Genomic DNA, 19219 nt, shown 5'->3' with positions numbered 1-19219 from the left:
AGTTCAAGGAGCGTTCAAACATGTTCATCGGCGTCCTGCTGGTCATCACCTGGCTGATTTTGTTGCTACGCTACCCGGCCAAGGCATTGCCGGTCTCGGTGGCAGCCGCTATCGGATTGGGTCTGGTGGCAACGTGGGTGATCTGGATGGACAACCGCGAGGTCAAGCAACTGGCGCGCCTTGAGTTGCGCATCACTTACGGACCCGAACAGTGCCCGGTGGACCGGCCGTTGCATCTGACAATGAACAACGGCAACGACGTGCCGCTGACCGAGCTACGCTGGCGCGTCGCCGCATATGCGCCGGGCGATACGGTTAATCTGGCCGACAATCAATACGCCGCACCGCGCTATCGCGGCCCCGGCGAATTGCAGGCCGGTGCCAACTGGGAAGACTGTTTGCCGTTGCCGCCGTTGCGCCCCGGTTATCGCCCGCAAACACTGGAGTTTCGCGCCGAGCATTTGCAGGGTAGTTTCTCCGATTAATCCCCTTCCTCTTTTTGCACAAGGACCGCGCCATGCCCGTTGCGTTGATTACCGGTTGTTCCAGCGGCATTGGCCGCGCCCTCGCCGATGTTTTCAAAAATGCCGGATACGATGTCTGGGCCAGCGCTCGCAAGGCTGAAGACGTAGCGGCGCTGGCCGCTGCCGGTTTCACTGCCGTGCAACTGGACGTCAACGACGGCGCGGCACTCGAACACTTGAGCGAGCGTATTAACCAGCAACATGGCGGCCTCGACGTGCTGATCAATAACGCAGGTTACGGCGCCATGGGGCCGTTGCTCGACGGCGGGGTGCCGGCCATGCAGCGGCAATTCGAAACCAATGTATTCGCCATCGTCGGCGTCACCCGCGCCCTGTTCCCGGTGCTGCGTCGCGCCAAGGGCCTGGTGGTGAACATCGGCAGCGTGTCCGGGGTTTTGGTCACGCCATTCGCCGGCGCCTACTGCGCCTCGAAAGCGGCGGTGCATGCCTTGACCGATGCCTTGCGCATGGAACTGGCGCCGTTTGGCGTGCGGGTCATGGAAGTCCAGCCGGGCGCAATCGCCTCGAGTTTTGCCAAGAATGCCGGCCATGAGGCGGAGCAACTGATTACCGAACAATCGCCGTGGTTTCCGCTGCGTGAAGGCATTCGCGCACGGGCCAAGGCCTCCCAGGACAACCCGACCCCGGCCAGTGAATTTGCCGCCGGTTTGCTCAAGGCCGTGCAGCAGAGCAAACCACCGCGCCTGATTCGTCTGGGTAATGGCAGTCGGGCGTTACCGTTACTGGCGGGGTTGTTGCCTAAAGGCTTGCTGGAGTCGGGGTTGATGAAGCGGTTTGGGTTGCGCGGGCAACTCTGAGACCGCGTTATCGTTCTTCGCGGGCAAGCCTCGCTCCTACAGGTTTGTCGCGATCTCAACATCAACGCAAACCCTGTAGGAGCAAGGCTTGCCCGCGAAGACGTCAGACCAGACGCTGCAGAATTTCAGGAATCAAACATGACCGACTACACCGAATACTTTGACGAAGTGATCCAGGCCCACATCGCCATCGAGCAATGGTTGGCCGAGGAACAGGACGAGCCGGCGCTTGAACAGTTGCTGACGCGTTTTTCGCCGCAGTTTTCCATGGTCTCGCCGTTGGGCCGGGTGCTGGCTTTTGACGCGTTGAGCGAATTGTTTTTGATGGCGGGCGGGAAGAAGCTCGGGTTCAGGATTGAGCTCAGCGAGTTGCGTGGCATTGCTTTGTACGACGATGGTGCAACGGTGAGTTATCGCGAGCAGCAGACCGATGCAACCGGTCTGCACTCTGACCGGCGTTCGACGGTGGTGTTTGAGAAGCGGGCGGATGGCAAGGTGGTTTGGCGGCATTTGCATGAGACGTTTTGCAAGGAGTGAACTGCCGCTATCTGTCAGTGGGACCGTGTCGCCTTCATCGCGAGCAGGCTCGCTCCCACATTGACCGAGTTCGAATGCAGATTTTGTGAACGACGCCAACCCCTGTGGGAGTGAGCCTGCTCGCGATGAAGGCGACTCGGTCTTACGGTCAGTTAACAACCACGGTGCAAGTAATCCCCGCCGCCAACAGCACACCCTCCGGCACTTCATCAATGTGAATCCGCACCGGCACCCGCTGCGCCAGACGCACCCAGTTAAAGGTCGGGTTCACATCGGCAATCAGCTCGCGACTTTCCGGGTTATCACGGTCGTAGATACCGCGAGAAATGCTTTCCACATGCCCCTTCAACACTTCCCCGCTCATGAGTTGCATGTCGGCTTTATCGCCGACCCGCACGTGGGGCAATTTGGTTTCTTCGAAGAAGCCGTAGACCCAGAACGAGTTCATGTCGACCACGGCCATTTTCGCTTCGCCGATGCGCGCGTAGTCGCCGCGATGCACATTGAGGTTGGTCACATAACCGTCCACCGCTGCGCGGACCTCGGTGCGTTTCAGGTTCAGTTCGGCGGCTTCCAGTTGCGCTTGAGCATGCTGGTAATCGGCCAGGGCCGAGTCGGCGATGTTGCTGGCGTCATCGCGGTTTTCCCTGGAAATCACCAGGTTGTCCATGTCGGCGCGGCGGTGGGCGTTGACCTTGCGCATCTCCCACGTCGACTTGCGCGAGGCCACCAGCGCCTGCGCCTGTTTGACCGCAATGCGGTAGTGCTCAGGGTCGATCCGCATCAGCAAATCACCCTTCTTCACCTGTTGATTGTCGCGCACCGGCACGTCCACCACTTCCCCAGTGACGTCGGCGGCGACGTTGATGATGTCGGCGCGCACCCGGCCGTCGCGGGTCCATGGCGTGTCCATGTAATGCACCCACAAGGTCCGGCCGATCCACATCGCAAGGGCCAGCACCAATAGCGTGGCGAGCAGGCTGAAAAGCTTTTTCATCAGGGCCTTCTTCAGTGATAGAGAGTCAGTGGTAAACAGTCAGCGCCAGGGCGCCGAACAGACAGGTAAACAGGCTCAGGCGCAGAAGCGCCGGGTGCCAGAAGAAGCGGTACAGATCGAATCCGGACAGGAACCGGTCGAGTGCCCAGGCCAGCGCCGCCGCGATGAAAAACATCAGGGTCATGGTCGGCATGTACACGCCGTGGAAGGCGATTTCACGAGGCATGTTCGAGTCCTTTGGCATAAGCGGCGAGCGGTGATTGCGGGTCCAGTAATGACGTGCGGATGAAGTGCAAATAGCTCTTCACCCGTCGCAGGGCCGAGGTGTCGAAGTGCGGCGCGAAAGGTTCGTCGGTGGCTTGCACGCGGCTGATCGCGTGATCGACGGCGATCAATCCACGCTCCAGATTGCTCTGGCTCGGTTGCAGAAACAGCCGCACCAGCGAGCGCCCCATCACCCGGATCGCCTGACGCCACGGCTGCGATTCGGCATAGGCCGGATGCACCGGCAGGATCGCCTGTTCCTTGCGCAACTCGATGATCGCGTGGCCGACTTCCAGCACCACGAACATCCAGCGCAACAAGTCCCGTTGCACCTGCGGCTGCCCTGCCGCGAGACCGTAGGCCTGATGCAGCAAGTCCCGCGTACGGCTTTCGAAACTCGACGCCAAACCCTTGAGCTTGCCGCTGATGGCGTACACCACTTGCCCGCGCAAATCCTGCTCCAGCCGACGCCACAACCAGCGGCTGTTGGGCGGCAGAATGATCGCCCCGGCCGCCGCGCACACCAGCATGCCGAGCACCATGGCGATGTAGTCGTTGATAAAGGCGTAAGGGTTGTAAACGGTGAGGTTGTCCGGCACCGAACCGGAGCTGAAGAAGATCAGCAAACCAAGACCGACACCGGCGTATTGCGGCCGCGAAGTCAGGAACGAACCAAGCACGATCACTGGCGCGAGCATCACGCAGAGCAACGGAAAGCCGTCGATCCACGGGAAGATGAAAAACATCTCGACGAAGCCGATCAGCGCTCCGAGGAGCGTCCCGCAAGCCATCTGAAAGGCCATGCGTTTTGGATTCGGTGTCGCCGCCGAGAGGCCCACGGTCGCGGCGGCAATCAGGGTCATCGTCGCCCCGCTCGGCCACGCGGTGGCGACCCAATAGCTGCCCAGAACCACCAGAATGAACGCCGCGCGAATCCCCGAGGCGGCCGACGCCATCCAGTTGGTTTGCGGGGTGAACGGCTCATCCCATTGCTCACGCGCATGGCTGTGATCGGCCAGGGACGCGTGGGTCTGTGCATAACTGTGCAGGTCATCGACAAAGCGATAGAGCAATTCGTACGCGGTATGAAAATCCAGCTGCTCGGCGTCGCTCGGATTGCTCTCCTGAAAAACCGCTCGCAAGCTGCGAACCCGCGCCGGCAGACCTTCTTTATAGGCGGTCAGCGCGATGACCAGACGGCCCGCATCGGCATTGGTCAGCGCACGGCCGCTGAAGCCGTCGAGCAGTTCGGCGAGGTCCTGCAAACCCGGCTTGATCGCCGCAACCACGTGATCGGTGCCGCTGCTGCGCAAGCGTTCGAGCAACTGGTGCAAGGCGTTGAAACGGGTGGTAATGCCCATGAACTCGCTGTTCAAACGGCTGAGCCGACCGTTGCGTCGACGCATGTGCGGGTCTTCGAACACAGTGACGCTACGCAGTCCTTCCAATCCGACAGCCTCGGCGATGAAGCGCACGTTGCTTGCCTCGAAAGCGTCCCGTTTGCTGCGACCGCGCAAGCCATCCGTGACGAATAGCGCGAACACGCCGAAGCGCTGATACAAGGCGTTGCGCATCGCGGCGCCGGCGGATTGCGGCAGGATCGCGGCGCTGACCAGCGTGGAGCAAATAATCCCCAGGGAGATTTCCAGCACCCGCCACACGGCGGCCATGAACGCGCCGTCCGGGTGCGCCAGTGCGGGCAAACCAACCATCGCGGCGGTGTACCCGGCGAGCACGAATCCATAGGCGCGGAAGTTGCGATAGCGCGCCGCGCCGGCCGAACAGATGCCGACCCAGATCGCCAGCGATCCGAGGAACAACTCGGTGTTCTGCGCAAACAAGGCAATCAACGCGACCATCACCGCCGAGCCGGCCAATGTCCCAAGGAAGCGATAGAAACTCTTGGCCAACACGTGACCGCTTTGCGGCTGCATGACAATGAACACGGTGATCATCGCCGTGCGCGGCTGCGGCAACTCCAGGCGCATGGCCAGCCACAGCGTCAGAAACGCGGCGAACAACACCTTGAAAATGTAGACCCAGGTCACGCCATCGCTGCGCGCCCAGTCGAAGAAACCCCGGCGCCATTCAAGGGAATACAGCCAGCGCAAAGGTGCGGGCAAGGGAGTCATGAAATCCTGCTCATTTAGAAGAAACTTCAGTCATGCGAAACCTGTGGCGAGGGGGTTTAGCGAAACGTCGCACCGCCCCGTTCGGCGGCGAAGCCGTCGTAGAATCGGTGAATGCGGTGTGTCTGAAAAAATGCGCTGGCAGGTTTTGGGGTCGCTTCGCAACCCAACGGGGCGATGCGGCGTTCCGATAAACCCCCTCGCCACAGGTTTACTGTTCAATTCAAGATTCTCTGAACTGCACTGTGGAGAGTGGCCGGGGTTTTCGGTGCCTGGGTCTGGCTGTCTTTCGGCGCATCGTTACCTGCGCCTAGCCCACCGCCGAGTGCCGTCACCAGTTCAGCATGAGCACTCAGTCGCGCCGCCTGCACCTGCTGCTGAACCTGCTGCTGTTTGAACAACAGCGTCTGGGCGTTGAGCACGTTGAGGTAGTCGGTGAGCCCGCGCTGGTAGGCGATCATCGCGATGTCGTAAGTCTTCCGGGCCGTGGCCACCGACTCGGCGGCGAAGGTCTGCTGCTTGTCCATGGATTCGCGGCGAATCAACTGGTCGGAGATGTTTTTCAGCGCGTTGACCAGCGTCTGGTTGTACTTGGCCACGGCGATGTCGTAACCCGCCGAGGCTTCGCCCAGCTCCGAGCGCAACCGGCCACCATCGAAGATCGGCAACGAGATCGCCGGGCCGACGCTGTAGTTGAGCTTCTTGCCGGTCAAAAACTCCAGCGCTCCACCGCCGGTGGCCATGTAGCCGAGGCTGCCGACCAGGTCGACGTTGGGGTAGAAACCAGCGTGAGCAACATCAATACCCCGTGCCTGGGCCGCAACTTGCCAACGACTGGCGACCACGTCCGGGCGTTGACCGAGCAACTGCGCGGGCAACGACGACGGCAGTTTCAGCGCTGCACCCAACGACAACGTTGGCCGCTGCAACTGCGCGCCCTCCCCCGGACCTTTGCCCGCAAGGGCCGCGAGCTGGTTGCGGCTGAGGGCGATTTCTTCGTCCAGTGCATCGATCTGGCGGTGAGTTTCCGGCAGCGGCGTTTCAGCCTGACTGACTTCAAAATGGGTGCCGATGCCACCGTTCAGACGCTTCTGCGCGAGGTCGAGAATTTGCTGCTGCTGTTTCAAGGTCGCCTCGACGATGTCCCGTTGCGCGTAATGCAACGACAGCTCGATGTAGGCGCGCACGATGTTGTTCTGCAATTCGAGCTGGGCCAGACGCGCTTCCGCGGCGCTCATGTGAGCCATGTCGACGGCGCGCTCGGTGGCGTTGCTTTCGCGCCCCCAAAGGTCGAGGGCGTAGCTGAAGCCCAATGCGGCGTTGTTGTCCCAGGTGGTGGTGTTGGCCAACTCGCCCGGCCCGTAGAACTGATCGGTGGGCCAGTTATGGCGTTTGAGGGTGGATTCGCCATTGATCTGCAGCGACTCGGCGGACTCGGCGATCCCGGCCATGGATTTGGCCTGACGCACTCGCGCCGCCGCCATGGCCATGGTCGGGCTGCCTTGCAGGGCGAGGTCGATCCAGCGGTTCAATTGCGGGTCGCCATAGGCCTGCCACCATTGCGCGGTGGGCCAGTGAGCGTCCTGTGCGGCGTTCTGGATGGCTTCGTCGGTGGCCAATGAATTGGCCTCGAGTGCCTTGCCCTGTGGGGCAATACCTCCGGTACCGATGCAGCCGCTGATTGCCAGGGTTAAAGCCAAAACACTGAGCGTCTGAAGCGCTCTGTTGATGCGACGCGGCACTGCTGAAAATTCCTGAAGTAGGGGGGAGGTACAAAATTTTGTGGGAACGACACCGCAACCCATGTGTGAGCGAGCTTTTGTGGCGAGGGGGTTCACCCCCGTTCGGCGGCGAAGCAGTCGTAAAACCTGAGCATGCGGTCCACCAGACACACCACGGTGGCAGGTTTTGGGGCCGCTTCGCGACCCAACGGGGGTAAACCCCCTCGCCACAAAAAGCCCACACCCACAGGGTTCGATGTTCCAGCGGTGGCGCAATTCTAGGGGTGGGTTCTGTTGGCGATAAGCTGGGAATCCTGTGAATCTTTGTTACCGTTAACGCGATAATCCCTTGGTCGGGGTCTCAGCCACCGTAACTTCGTGTCACAATTTGCCATCGCCTCCGAGAGCACCCCATGGACACTTTGCAAAACATGCGCGCCTTCAGTTACGTGGCCGAGGCCGGCAGCTTCACCGCCGCCGCCGTGCAACTCGACACCACCACGGCTAACGTTTCGCGCGCGGTCTCCAACCTGGAAGCCCACCTGCAAACCCGCCTGCTCAACCGCACCACCCGACGCATCGCCCTGACCGAGGCCGGCAAGCGCTATCTATTGCGCTGCGAACAGATCCTGGCCTACGTCGAAGAAGCCGAAGCCGAAGCCAGCGACGCCCACGCCCGCCCGGCCGGGCAGCTCAAGGTGCACACCATGACCGGCATCGGTCAGCACTTCGTGATCGACGCCATCGCCCGCTATCGCAAAACCCACCCCGACGTCACCTTCGACCTGACCATGGCCAACCGCGTGCCGGACTTGCTGGACGAGGGCTACGACGTGTCCATCGTGCTCGCCAGCGAACTGCCGGACTCGGGCTTCGTCTCCCAGCGTTTGGGCATCACCTACAGCATCGTTTGCGCCTCGCCGGCCTATGTGAAAGCCAACGGCTGCGCGCAGAAGCCCAGCGATTTGCTGAACCACGCATGCCTGCGTCTGGTAAGCCCGGTGATTCCGCTGGAGAAATGGACCTTCGACGGCCCCGAAGGCCAGGAAATGGTGACGATTAATAGCTCACCGTTTCTGGTGAACTCCGCCGATGCGATGAAGACTGCGATCACCAGCGGCATGGGGGTTGGGGTTTTGCCGGTGTATGCGGCGATTGAAGGATTGCGCAACGGGACGCTGGTGCGGGTGATGCCGAACTACCGGTCGCAGGAATTGAATCTGTATGCGATCTACCCGTCACGGCAGTATCTGGATGCGAAGATTAAAACGTGGGTCGAGTACTTGCGTGGATCGTTGCCGGAGATATTGGCGGCGCATCAGGCAGAATTGGTGGCGTATGAATTGAGTGGGAGCATGGGTGGGGTTCGGGTGGCGAATTGATCGGTCGGCTGATAGACCGCCTTCGCGAGCAAGTCGAATCGTCGCACCGCCGCTCCCACAGGGGAATGGTGTACACCTGCGGGTGATCGGTCGGCTGTCAGGCCGCCATCGCGAGCAGGCTCGCTCCCACAATGGATCGGCATACACCTTCCGCCCCTCACCACTCAACAGGCCGAGCGTTAGCTCGCCTGCAGCTCTTGATCTTGATCCACCCGCCCCGTCGGGAGGCTGAGTGGAGGTGTTCATCTGGGGGGCAGGCGCGTAGCGCCGTTCGACGCAGTCGAACACATCGAGAGGAGGTCGAAGCGAAGCCGACCGGAGGCGATGCCCCCAGATGGACGCCGGAACGAAGGAACGCCGAGCCTAAGCGAGGGGCCGGACGCTTGGGGCGAGCGTTTTTTTGCTTACTTTTTTTAGGCGCTTGTAAAAAAAGTGAGTCGCCGTAAGGGCGAAACCCCAAGCCGCCGTTACCGCAGAAACGGATATGTACACCACCAACAGCAACATGGTCGGCCCAAAGGCCGCCACGGACAAAAGAGCCCAACAGCCTCCCCCAAATCCAAAGAAGAATGTTAGCGTGCTTGGCATTCACCTGCGCCGAGAGCCCTCCTCCCATGAAAAAGACCGTCCTCGCCTTCAGCCGCGTCACCCCCGAAATGGTCGAACGCCTGCAGCAAGACTTCGACGTCATAGTGCCAAACCCGAAAAACGGCGACATCAACGCCCAATTCAACGAAGCCCTGCCCCACGCCCACGGCCTGATCGGCGTCGGTCGCAAACTCGGTCGCGCACAGTTGGAAAACGCCGCCAAACTGGAAGTCGTCTCCAGCGTCTCGGTCGGCTACGACAACTACGATCTCGCCTACTTCAACGAACGCGGGATCATGCTCACCAACACCCCCGACGTCCTCACCGAAAGCACCGCCGACCTGGCCTTCGCCCTGCTGATGAGCAGTGCCCGCCGCGTCGCCGAACTGGACGCCTGGACCAAGGCTGGCCAATGGCAAGCCACCGTGGGTGCGCCGTTGTTCGGCTGCGACGTACACGGCAAAACCCTGGGCATCGTCGGCATGGGCAACATCGGTGCGGCCATCGCCCGTCGCGGACGGCTGGGCTTCAACATGCCGATCCTCTACAGCGGCAACAGCCGCAAGACCGAGCTGGAGCAAGAACTCGGCGCGCAGTTGCGCAGCCTTGATCAACTGCTGGCCGAAGCCGATTTCGTCTGCCTGGTGGTGCCGCTCAGCGAAAAAACCAGACACCTGATCAGCCATCGTGAACTGGCATTGATGAAACCGAGCGCGATTCTGGTGAACATTTCCCGCGGCCCGGTGGTGGACGAACCCGCCTTGATCGAAGCCCTGCAAAACAACCGGATTCGAGGTGCAGGGCTGGACGTTTACGAGAAAGAACCGCTGGCCGAGTCCCCCCTGTTCCAACTGAAAAACGCGGTGACATTGCCGCACATCGGCTCGGCGACTCATGAAACCCGCGAAGCCATGGCCAACCGTGCCCTGGCCAACCTGCGCAGCGCTTTGCTGGGTGAGCGACCACAAGATCTGGTGAACCCACACGTCTGGAAAGGCTAACTAAAACGGGCAGGTGTTTAAGCGCCTGCCCGTGACCTACACACCTTGCAATTCAGTTAACGGCTAAAAAAAAGATACTCACTATAGACTCCCCATTACTGAGTCCAACTTACGGACCTCAGTTATGGAGAGTAACTACATTGAACCACCTTACGACCGACAAACTGATTAGATACAGCAAAGTAATACTGATGGCCTATATAAGCTTCTTTGGCTTGATGGTGATATTCAGCAACGTTACCGACTACCCGTCCAATTACGAATACGTCGGCCACATTCTCAGCATGGACACCACCCGAGAAAACCTGAACCTGAGCTACAGAGCAATCACTTCGCCGATGCTCCATCACCGTATTTATTGGTTCATCATCACTCTAGAAGTTGTTTACACAGCGTTCTGCTTGCTGGGCACTTACCATCTTTATCGAAACATCAATACGCCTGCAGACGTTTTTCACGAAGCGAAGAAGTTTGCGATCGTCGGATTATTGATTGGCCTTTTTGTCTACTACATTTGCCTGCAAGTGATCGGTACCGAATGGTTCAACATGGATGAATCTGCAACCTGGAATGCCAAGGATTGGGCTCGGCACATCGTGGACTTCATGTTTCCACTGCTGATTTACATCGCACTCAACATCGAACGCTGAAGTTTCAGCGCTCGATTAACCAAACCTTCACGCCAGTTTGCCGTTCCCTTGCATACTCGGCGCCCTGGGCTTACGAAACACCAGCACATTGCCCAGCATCACCAGTACCAAACCCACCAAGGCGGGCGCGGTCCATTGATAGCCTTCGGCAAACGCCGACACGTTCAGCGCCACGACGGGGAACAGTACGGTGCAATAGGCTGCGCGTTCCGGCCCCATCCGCCCGACCAACGTCAGGTAGGCCGTGAAACCGATCACCGAACCCGGAATCACCAGGTACAGCAGCGAGCCGATGTAGCGCGCATTCCATTCCATGTCGAACGGAATGCCTTTGACCAGGCACCACACCGACAGCATGGCCGCGCCATAGGCCATGCCCCAGGCATTGGTGGTCAGCGGTTTGAGCCCGGCTTTCTGTTGCAGGCTCGACAGCATGTTGCCCGCCGAGAAGCAAAGGGTCCCGAGCAATGCCAGGCCCAACCCGAGCAAGGTTTGCGGGCTCGCGGTGTGGCCCGCCACCTCAGGCCAGAACAACAGGCCAAGCCCAAGCAGCCCCAGCGCACCGCCCATCAGCACATTGCGCGCGACTTTCTGGCCGAAGAACACGCGTGCATTGAGTGCGTTCCACAACGTGGCGGTGGAAAACACCACCGCGACCAGACCGCTGGGTATCCACTGGCTGGCCGTCAGAAAACACATGAAATTGATGCAGAACAGACACAACCCCTGCGCCAGACAGATCAGATGCCCGCGACGGTTCATCACTTGCAGACGGCGACTCAGCAGCAGCATCACGAACAACACCAACGCTGCGAGGCCGAAGCGATAGACGATCGACACCGGAATCGCTACCACGCCCAATTGCCATTTCAAGGCAATCCAGGTGGTGCCCCAGATCAGCACGGTCAGCAAATACAACGAAAGGTTCATGGCAAAGACTCCTGAATAGGCCTTCAGTGTCCTGCGCCAAGGCCTTTCGCACTTGCATAAACTTGCGCTTTTGTCGGGCCACAGGCTGGCAGCCGAACGGCTACGGAGTAGGATGCAAGGCGTCGGAGAGAAGCCATCATGCCTGCACTGGAAACCCTGCAAGTCTTTCAAGCCCTCAACCGCTCGCCCAATGCTCGTCTCGAGCACAGCGCCGAGCTCGGTGACGGCATGGCTGCAGCCTTGTGGAGCAACCATCACGACGCCCAGGATTACGAAGCGCCGAGTCATCACACCCTGTCCTGTTACATCGCCGGCGGCACCGGCACCTTTCGTCGCGACCAGCCCGGCACCAAGGGCGGCCCGGACAAGCTGTGCATCCTGCCGGCCGAGCATCAATCGGGTTGGGTGATCAACGGCGACATACGCCTGGCCCACGTGTATTTCAGCCCCGAACAATTCGCCCTCGGCTGCGTTACGTTGCTGGACCGCGAACCTCGCGAGCTGCAGCTGCGCGAAGCCACCTTTCTCGACGACCCGGTGCAAGCCCGGCGCTTTCGGCAAATGCTCACACTCAACTGGGACGAGCCCGGCGAACGCGTGCTCACCAGCAGCCTGGCCCATGAAATGCTCAGCCACGTGCTGCTGGGCCAGGTTGGAATGCGTGAAGGCTTGCGGCTGAAAGGCGGATTGGCAGCGCATCAGCGGCGGCAGTTGGTGGAGTTCATCGACAACCAATTGGCCGAGGCGATTAGCCTGGGGCAGTTGGCGGCGTTGTGTGCGTTATCCGAATACCATTTTGCGCGGATGTTTCGCGAGAGCTTTGGCTTGCCGCCGCATCAGTATGTGTTGGCGCGGCGACTGAGCCGGGCGCGGGAGTTGTTGCGTACAACGTCGCAGCCGTTGGGGGATATTGCGTTGGCGTGTGGGTTTGCCAGTGCGAGTCATTTCACCAATCGGTTTCGACAGGCATTGGGGGGAACGCCTGGTGAGTATCGGCAGGCGTTCTTGCGGTAGGCCCGAAGGTTATCGGTGCCTGGGATACCGCCATCGCGAGCAAGCTCGGCTCCTACAGGGATCACATCTACCCCTGTAGGAGCTGAGCTTGCTCGCGATGAACGATGACGCGGTTTCCGATCAGAACTCCAACGTGCTGGACAAGGAGATCTGCCGCGAATCCCCCATCGACACAAAGAAGCGGCTCGCCGCCGAGGTGTAGTAGGTGCGGTCAAACAGGTTCTTCACGTTGAGCTGGAACTTGACCTTCTGCCCTTCGACTTTGGTGTCGTAGGTGGCGAACGCATCAGCCACGGTGTAGCTCGGCAAGTCGAAATCGTTTACCGCGTTACCCGCTCGCTCACCGACATACCGCGCCCCCGCGCCGACCCGCAGCTGATCGCCACCGACGATAGTGCCAAAGTCATAAACCGCCGACAGCGAACCGCTGTTCTTGGCGACGTTTTGCAATTTCTTGCCTTTGTAGATTGGGTCTTCCGTGACTTCGGCATCGGTATAGGCATAGCTGCCGATCATGCTCCAGCGATCACTCAACTGACCGCTCAAGTCCACTTCCAGCCCACGGGAACGCACTTCACCGGCGGCGCTGTAGATCGTCACCGGACCTTCGGAATTGGCCACCAGCACGTTGCGTTTCTTGATGTCGAACAGCGCGACGTTACCGGTGACGCGGCCCGGCATGTCGAGCTTGGCACCGATTTCCCAGGACTTGGCTTCTTCCGGCGCGATGCTGCCGTCCAGCACGGTGCTGCTGCCGCTCAACGGTGCGATGGTCGAGTTGGGTTTGAACGACTCGGTGTAGCTGCCGTAGAACGACAGTTCATCGGTGTAGCGATACACCAGACCGGCGCGAGGCACCCATTTCTGACCGTTACTATCGGTGTTGGCCTGGAACGGCACGCCTTTGCCGGCGTACTGGTCGTATTCCTGGAAGCGCGCGCCAGCGACGAAAATCCATTGATCGGTCAGGTGAATCGAGTCCTGCAAAAACACCGAATCGCTGCGCAGTTCATCGGTCTGCGCACTGTCAGCCGGGCTGACCGTGGTGCCGGCGACTTCACGGCCGTAAACCGGGTTGACGTAACTGAAGGTGCTCAGGCTTTTCTGACGGATCAGGTCTTCGCGGTAGATCTTGCGGTATTCATCATCGACGCCGAACACCAGATCATGTTTCATCCCCGCGAGCTGGACATTGCCTTCAAGGCTGGCGGTGGTGAAGCGGTCGGTGCTGATAGCGTTCTGAGTGCCGTCCATGCTGCGGGTCAACGTGCCCTTCTTGGTGTCGATGGCGGTGATGCGCACCTGGCTGGCGTCGTAGGTTTCGCGGTTCCAGCTGTAGCCGAAATGGGCTTTCCAGTTGTCGTTGAGCTCGTGATCGGCCTCGAAGTGATACAGGTCCGAACGGCCTTCCATGTTGTTGAAGGGTTCGTCGAGGCGACGCTCGCGGGAGATGTCCAGCGGATGGTTGTCACGCGGGTCGATGATCGTGCCCCGGTCGAACGGGGTCAGAAACTCGCGGTGTTCGTAGGAGAACAGCAGCTTGGTGCTTTCGCCGAACCAGGCCAGTGACGGTGCGACCAATGTCTCGCGGTGAGTACCGAAGTTGCGCCAGTAATCTTCGTCTTCGTGGTCCAGGACCATGCGATAGGCCAACCCGGAATCACCCAGTGCGCCGGTGCTGTCGAGGCCGCCACCGCTGCCGTTTTTGCCGTCGCCATAGGTCGAGCCACGCAGGGTCAACGCGTTGTACTGCTCAAGCTCGGGTTTCTTGCTGACCATGTTGACCACGCCGCCCGGGTCTTGAATGCCATAAAGAAGCGAGGCCGGGCCCTTGAGCACTTCGACCCGGTCCACGGTCGCATTCATGCCACGGCCCTGCACGATCGGCATGCCGTCGCGCATGATCGAGCCGTTGCGGTTGTCGCCGAAACCGCGAGTCATCACCGAATCCTGAGTGCTCGCCAGTGTGTTGCCTTGAGTAATGCCGCTGACGTTGGCCAGCGCGTCATCCAGATTGCGCGGCGCCTGATCGCGAATGACCTGCGCCGGAACCACGTTGACGGTCTGGGGGATTTCCTGGATCAAGGCCGAAGAGCGCATCACCGAACTGGTGGGCGGCGGCTGATAGCTCATGGATTGATCGGCCACCGAGGTGATGGTGGTCGCGCCCAGGTTCAAGGCGCCATCGGTAGGCAACGGCTCCAGCACCAACGTGTGGCCGTCGGTGCGACGGAAGGTGAACCCCGAACCGCTGAGCAAACGCTGCATCGCCTGCTCGGCACTCATCTGCCCGCTGAGCGCTGGAGCGTTGATGCCGTACGGCGCCTCATCGGTGTAGACCACGCTGATGCCGGTGATCCGGCTGAAGTCGCTCAAGGCCTGGGGCAGCGGTTTGGCAGCCATTGCGAAGCTGAACGGCGCACTCTGTCGGGCACTGCCGGCCTCAGCCGCCACCGCCATACTCAACGGCAGCAATGCCAACGCCGTAAAGCTCAAGGCACACGTACCCAACCACTGTTTGACCGATCCCGATTTTGCCCTGGACTTCATTGCTCATGACCTGTGTAGAACCCACGGAATGCGAATGACTCGCAGTTTCAGTCACTACACGGATGGCGTCGGGGTTTACCTCACCAGAATGTTGAAATTATTTTTTTGCCTTGGGAGATGTGGTGTTTGATCTGCCGCCATCGCGAGCAAGCTCGGCTCCCACAGGGATTGAAGTTGACCCACATTTTTGTGATCAACACCTATCCCTGTGGGAGCCGGGCTTGCCCGCGATGAGGCCATATGCTTCAACGCAAAATAATCAGATGCCCCAACACCTTGTGCTGCTCAAACCCCAACACCCCTTGTAACGAACTCAACACCGCTTGCGGGTCCTTGCTCGGAAAGCTGCCACTGACCCGCCGCGCCGCGAGTTCATCGTTGAGCAGCACAATCCGTCCCGGGTAATAACGCCCAAGGTCTTGCACCACGTCGGCGAGTGTCGCCTTGTAGTAATTGAGCCATCCCTGACGCCACGCCAATTGCGCTTCGCTGTCGACCGCATGGAGTTTTTGCGCCGCCCCCTCGCCATAGGCCACTTGCTGGCCAGCGATGAGAATTTGTTGCTCGGCGTGCTTGTCCGCCGTCACACCCACTCGCCCGGACAACACCGTGACCTGCGCGCCGTGCGGTTGGAGACGCACTTCGAACTGAGTCCCCAGCACCCGCGCCTGACCTTTTTCAGCGTCCACCACAAACGGCTCGCCGGTGTGGGTCACGCTGAAAAATCCGGCGCCGCGCCGCAGCTGAACGTGCCGCTCGCCACGACTGAAATCCACCGCAATCGCGCTGTCGGCATCAAGCGTGACTTGTGACTGATCCGCCAGCGTGACGGTGCGAATTTCCCCCGGCGCCGACACATAGTCCGCGCCCAGATCATCGACCCAGCGCGACGGTTGCCAGCCAGCACCGACGCCGATCATCAGCACCATGCACGCCGCCATCGCCATCGCCAACGCACCGGACCAACGCCGAACGCTGGTACGGCGCGAGCGATTCATCGCGTTGAGGTAACCCTGCAAGGCCAACGCGTCTTCATCGGCCAATGTTCGGGCCGGTGTTTCGGTCAACTCCCACACCACTTGCGCCTGGGCGTAAGCCTCGGCATGGGCGGGGTCGGCCTGTAGCCAATGGCTGAAGGTGGCCTGATCGCCGCTGCTGGGCTGGTCATGCAACAGACTCAGCCAGGCGAAGGCCGCCTGTTCCTGAGCAGGCGTCGGGATGACGCGTTCGGTGTTGTTCACAGTGCTTTCCCTGGCGTGCGCGGTTCGGGTTCCCGCAGGCTGGCCTTGCAAGCCTCGAGGGCGCGCATCATATGTTTTTCCACCGCGCTTTGGGACAAACCCATGGCCTTGGCGATCTCGGCGTATTTGCGCCCGTGAATACGGTTGAGCAAAAAGATCTGCCGCGTGCGCTCGGGCAGCGCACGCAACGCCGCTTCGACGTGACGCAAGTCGTTGCCTGCCTCCAGCGCCGCTTGCGGTTCGCTGCCGTGACTGTCCGGTTGATCCGGCATCCAGCCCTCGTTGACCCGCACCCGCGTGCCTTCGCTGCGCAAATGGTCGATGGCGATGTTGCCGGCGCAGCGCAACAGGTAGGTGCTGAGCTCTTCGACCTGCACCAGCGGCCTACGCCAGAAGCGCAGGAACAAGTCCTGCACCAGATCCGCGGCCGTTGCCCGACACCCGACACGACGGCTCACCAGCGCTTCCATTTGCGAACGCTGGGAAAGGAACACCTGCAGGAAATGCGCACGCGCACCGCGATGTTCATCGTCATGGGACTCCGGGGGGCTGGTGATCATCAGGTCAGCCCTTTGCAAACACGGCGACGGGGCTGGCGAGCAGACTCAAACCGGCCAACGCCAGGGCCAGGCGCGGGCGATACGGCATCAACAACACCAGCAGCAAAGCGCTGAGCATCAACACCGCAAACCACTCCACCAATCCAAGCCCCCAACCCGTCGACGACACTGCGGCCCACAGCGATAACGCCAGCAACAGCCAGCCACTGAGTTTCATCCCTTGGCGGCGACGGGCCGAGGGCTTGCGCCCCAGCAGTTCGGCGTGATGCCGATCCATGGATAAACAGAGCGCGGTGAAACCGCCGTAGCACAGCAACAAGGCCAGGAACATTCAGTGCGCCTCTTGCGCAAGCGCTACCGATTTCGCCCGTGGTCGGGTGACGATTCCAGCCTGCCCCGCGCGCTGCATTTTCCGCGCAGCCCACGCGAAAAACAGACCACCGCCCAGGCACGTCAGATCGAAACCGGCCATGGCCCAATCGCCCTGCATCAGGGTGACGCCCAAGTGATAAGGCGTGGTCTGCACGTTCAGCACCGGCACAGCACAGAACAGCAACGCCGCCAGCGCCAACTGTTCGACCCACGCGGCGCGACCACGGCGGACCATGGCGTGCAACACACTCAAGCCCCAGACGATGAAGAAGCTGTTCACCTCCCAATCCGCCCGCCCGGCCATTGCGACCGGCAACAATCGATTGGCCCAGAAGAACGCCGCCACCGCGACCATCAACCCCGACATGCTGGCGATGTTCAGCACTTCCACCAGCCGCAACTCAAACGGCATCACACCGCTCTTCGCATGTTTGAGCTGACGCTTGCCGAGCCAGATCACCAGCCCTGTACCGATCATTGCGGCGCCGGCCAAACCACACATGAAGTACAGCCAGCGCAACACCGGACCGGCGAAATGGCCCATGTGCAAGCCGTAGAAACTGCCGGCAACCGCCATGGGCAATGCTTGCTTCGGCGTTGCGCTGAGTAGCTGGCCGGTCACGCCGTTGAATGTCAACGCGCTGCCAAAGTCGTGGACCACCCGGTCAGCACCGTCACGCGCAAGAATGACCGAGGCATTCTCATCGCCCGGATTGTTGACCGTCAGCCGCCCGGCCCGACCGCCCGCCCATTGCTCACTGGCCCGTTCCAGCAGCGGTGCCAACGGTGCCAACTGACCCGGCTTGCCTGCCATGTCGGGCGTATTGGACGCCGGAAACACCTCATCGTAAAACGCCTCGGCATCACCTTTGTACGCGGCAAGGATGCTCGCCGGCATCACCATCGTCATGAAAATCACCAGGCTGCTGTACGTGATCATCAGATGAAACGGCAACACCAGAACGCCCACCGCGTTGTGCCCGTCCAGCCAGGAGCGCTGGCCCTTGCGCGGGCGGAAGGTGAAGAAGTCCTTGAAGATTTTCTTGTGGGTGATGATCCCGCTGATCAGCGCGACGAACATCACCATCGCTGCGATCGTCGACAGCCAGCGTCCCCACGGATAGGGCATCTGCAGCTGAAAGTGGAAGCGGTAAAAGAACTCGCCACCGCGTGTGTCCCGGCCCTGCACTTCTGCGCCGGTTTGCGGGTCGAGGAGTTTTTCGGTGAATTGACCGCGCGTGCCGGGCTTGGCCGGTGCTTGCTGCCACCTCACCGACAGCCCCGGTTCGCGAGCATCCGGCAAATCGATGAGCCATCGCGAGGCACCCGCGGCGTGTTGCTCGAGATAGTGCTGGGCCAGGGTCAGACTGGCTTCGGAGGACAGTGAACGGGCGGGAATTTCCGGCTGCATCCAGTGGCTGATCTCATCCTTGAAGTAGGCGAGCGTGCCGGTCAGGAAAATCGCGAACAGCAGCCAGCCGAAGATCAACCCGGCCCAAGTGTGCAGCCAGGCCATGGCCTGCCGAAAGCCCTCTTTCATCAGTGGCCCATCCAGTACGCCAGCCCCGCCACCGCCGCCAAAACCACGCTCGGCACGATCAATCCGAACCAGGCTTGCCACGCACTGCGACAGGCAAAGCACCAGAGTACGGCGACCAGATAGACCAGAAACGAGGTCATCATCCCGGTGACCACCGCTTCGCCACGAGCCAAAGGCAGCCACATCGTCAGGCTGACACTGGCCAATGCCGCAACGAGGTACCCCCCCAGCACGGCGGCCAGCACTCGGGAAGTGACGGCCAGTCGGTAGGAAACGGGGAGCGCGGTGATTTTGCCTTTCATGTTTCGACCTTGAAACGGGTGAGGCCTCGTGAATGTCACGGAGCCAACAAGGCCGCAATATTAATGATAAATATTCTCATATGCAAAAGAGTCCGATGA

At 60.6% G+C, this 19219-nt stretch carries 18 protein-coding genes; 7 read left to right on the top strand and 11 right to left on the bottom strand.

Translation table 11 applies throughout. The features are described 5' to 3' along the window. Positions 1–20: 20 nt before the first annotated feature. The 3 genes from PMI27_RS02125 (at position 21) to PMI27_RS02135 (ending at position 1879) form a co-directional block, all read left to right on the top strand. Complete coding sequence (locus PMI27_RS02125; protein WP_008153493.1) at positions 21–485, top strand: hypothetical protein; 465 nt, start codon at positions 21–23, stop codon at positions 483–485. A gap of 32 nt (positions 486–517) precedes the next feature. Beyond that, positions 518–1342: an SDR family oxidoreductase gene (locus PMI27_RS02130; RefSeq protein WP_008153495.1), complete on the top strand. Its 825-nt coding sequence runs from the start codon at positions 518–520 to the stop codon at positions 1340–1342. A 138-nt stretch (positions 1343–1480) separates the two neighbouring features. Beyond that, positions 1481–1879, top strand: a complete 399-nt coding sequence (locus PMI27_RS02135; protein WP_008153496.1) for a DUF4440 domain-containing protein — start codon at positions 1481–1483, stop codon at positions 1877–1879. 148 nt (positions 1880–2027) lie between these two features. Here the strand turns inward: PMI27_RS02135 and PMI27_RS02140 are convergent, their stop codons facing one another. The 4 genes from PMI27_RS02140 to PMI27_RS02155 all read right to left on the bottom strand — a co-directional run bounded on the left by PMI27_RS02140 (position 2028) and on the right by PMI27_RS02155 (position 7011). Continuing rightward, positions 2028–2876 (bottom strand): efflux RND transporter periplasmic adaptor subunit, encoded by an 849-nt coding sequence (locus tag PMI27_RS02140; RefSeq protein ID WP_008153497.1) that lies wholly within the window; start codon positions 2874–2876, stop codon positions 2028–2030. 25 nt (positions 2877–2901) lie between these two features. Then, positions 2902–3102, bottom strand: coding sequence for a DUF1656 domain-containing protein (locus PMI27_RS02145; protein ID WP_008153498.1), 201 nt, complete (start codon positions 3100–3102; stop codon positions 2902–2904). Continuing rightward, the gene (locus PMI27_RS02150; protein ID WP_008153499.1) at positions 3092–5272 is read right to left on the bottom strand and encodes an FUSC family protein; all 2181 of its coding nucleotides are present in this window, start codon (positions 5270–5272) and stop codon (positions 3092–3094) included. Before PMI27_RS02150 ends, PMI27_RS02145 begins: the two co-directional genes overlap by 11 nt. Before the next feature lie 215 nt (positions 5273–5487). Continuing rightward, on the bottom strand, positions 5488–7011 hold the full coding sequence (locus tag PMI27_RS02155; RefSeq protein ID WP_008153500.1) for an efflux transporter outer membrane subunit: 1524 nt from the start codon (positions 7009–7011) through the stop codon (positions 5488–5490). Positions 7012–7403: 392 nt separating this feature from the next. Here PMI27_RS02155 and PMI27_RS02160 point away from each other — a divergent pair, with 392 nt between their 5' ends. The 3 genes from PMI27_RS02160 (at position 7404) to PMI27_RS02170 (ending at position 10611) form a co-directional block, all read left to right on the top strand. Then, entirely contained in the window at positions 7404–8372 is a 969-nt protein-coding gene (locus tag PMI27_RS02160; RefSeq protein WP_008150590.1) for a LysR family transcriptional regulator, read from the top strand. A gap of 614 nt (positions 8373–8986) precedes the next feature. After that, on the top strand, positions 8987–9961 hold the full coding sequence (locus PMI27_RS02165) for a 2-hydroxyacid dehydrogenase (protein WP_008150592.1): 975 nt from the start codon (positions 8987–8989) through the stop codon (positions 9959–9961). A gap of 140 nt (positions 9962–10101) precedes the next feature. After that, positions 10102–10611: a DUF2165 family protein gene (locus PMI27_RS02170; protein WP_008150593.1), complete on the top strand. Its 510-nt coding sequence runs from the start codon at positions 10102–10104 to the stop codon at positions 10609–10611. A 27-nt stretch (positions 10612–10638) separates the two neighbouring features. On the opposite strand, the gene PMI27_RS02175 is transcribed toward PMI27_RS02170, so the two are convergent. Continuing rightward, the gene (locus PMI27_RS02175) at positions 10639–11541 is read right to left on the bottom strand and encodes a DMT family transporter (RefSeq protein ID WP_008150599.1); all 903 of its coding nucleotides are present in this window, start codon (positions 11539–11541) and stop codon (positions 10639–10641) included. 138 nt (positions 11542–11679) lie between these two features. On the opposite strand from PMI27_RS02175, the gene PMI27_RS02180 reads away from it, so the two are divergent. Beyond that, positions 11680–12555: a helix-turn-helix domain-containing protein gene (locus tag PMI27_RS02180; RefSeq protein WP_008150600.1), complete on the top strand. Its 876-nt coding sequence runs from the start codon at positions 11680–11682 to the stop codon at positions 12553–12555. A gap of 120 nt (positions 12556–12675) precedes the next feature. Here PMI27_RS02180 and PMI27_RS02185 read toward each other — a convergent pair whose 3' ends face one another. The 6 genes from PMI27_RS02185 to PMI27_RS02210 all read right to left on the bottom strand — a co-directional run bounded on the left by PMI27_RS02185 (position 12676) and on the right by PMI27_RS02210 (position 19120). Next, positions 12676–15105, bottom strand: coding sequence for a TonB-dependent siderophore receptor (locus PMI27_RS02185; RefSeq protein ID WP_008150601.1), 2430 nt, complete (start codon positions 15103–15105; stop codon positions 12676–12678). Between the two features lie 245 nt (positions 15106–15350). Further along, positions 15351–16346: a FecR family protein gene (locus tag PMI27_RS02190; RefSeq protein ID WP_008150602.1), complete on the bottom strand. Its 996-nt coding sequence runs from the start codon at positions 16344–16346 to the stop codon at positions 15351–15353. Beyond that, a complete protein-coding gene (locus tag PMI27_RS02195) occupies positions 16343–16906 on the bottom strand; it encodes an RNA polymerase sigma factor (protein ID WP_008150603.1) in 564 nt (187 codons plus the stop codon). Before PMI27_RS02195 ends, PMI27_RS02190 begins: the two co-directional genes overlap by 4 nt. A gap of 4 nt (positions 16907–16910) precedes the next feature. Beyond that, positions 16911–17237 carry a DUF3325 domain-containing protein gene (locus tag PMI27_RS02200; RefSeq protein WP_008150605.1) on the bottom strand — a complete coding sequence of 109 codons (327 nt, stop codon included), beginning with the start codon at positions 17235–17237 and terminating at the stop codon, positions 16911–16913. Further along, positions 17238–18818, bottom strand: a complete 1581-nt coding sequence (locus PMI27_RS02205; RefSeq protein ID WP_008150607.1) for a PepSY-associated TM helix domain-containing protein — start codon at positions 18816–18818, stop codon at positions 17238–17240. Continuing rightward, on the bottom strand, positions 18818–19120 hold the full coding sequence (locus PMI27_RS02210; protein WP_008150609.1) for a DUF3649 domain-containing protein: 303 nt from the start codon (positions 19118–19120) through the stop codon (positions 18818–18820). The genes PMI27_RS02205 and PMI27_RS02210 overlap by 1 nt, the downstream gene beginning before the upstream one ends. Positions 19121–19219: the final 99 nt, after the last annotated feature.

It is taken from the genome of Pseudomonas sp. GM41(2012) (genome assembly GCF_000282315.2).
Classification (GTDB): domain Bacteria; phylum Pseudomonadota; class Gammaproteobacteria; order Pseudomonadales; family Pseudomonadaceae; genus Aquipseudomonas.
The sequence above is the reverse complement of the archived record's forward strand: the minus strand, read 5'-3'. Positions and strand labels throughout refer to the sequence as shown.